The organism is Mesorhizobium sp. M3A.F.Ca.ET.175.01.1.1 (assembly GCF_004791945.1).
Taxonomy (GTDB): Bacteria; Pseudomonadota; Alphaproteobacteria; order Rhizobiales; family Rhizobiaceae; genus Mesorhizobium.
The window spans coordinates 1-326 of the sequence record NZ_SRTP01000237.1 but is presented as its reverse complement, the minus strand read 5'-3'; the positions used below and the strand labels follow the sequence as shown (position 1 = coordinate 326).

Sequence of the window (326 nt, the reverse complement as noted above, 5' to 3'; positions counted from 1 at the left end):
GTTGAGCGCCGGCATTGCCCTTACCTTCGTCTCCATCCATCTGACCTCATTTGTGGCCGAGAGCATCGGCTGGCGTTGGAGCTTTCTGGTCCTCACCCCCGGGACGCTGCTTGGCGTCGCGGCGATGTTGTTGCTGAGGCGAATGCCGACGGCAAGGCAGATAGCAAACGGGCTGAGGTAGCGCCGTCCGTTGTGTCAGGCACTGGACCTGCGAACGGCCTCCGGCTTGATCCGCGCCGCCAGGAATTCCTTGACCCGCCGCCCGGGCGCCGGACCGCGCATCGGCTTGAAGCCGTCGTCGAGTTCGCCCGAAAGATCGAGCGTCG

At 65.0% G+C, this 326-nt stretch carries 2 pseudogenes; one reads left to right on the top strand and one right to left on the bottom strand.

The features are described from left to right. Positions 1–181, top strand: a pseudogene (locus tag EN818_RS33395) (MFS transporter); the annotation flags it as partial. Positions 182–195: 14 nt separating this feature from the next. On the opposite strand, the pseudogene EN818_RS34535 reads toward EN818_RS33395, so the two are convergent. Continuing rightward, positions 196–326: pseudogene (locus tag EN818_RS34535) on the bottom strand (patatin-like phospholipase family protein); the annotation flags it as partial.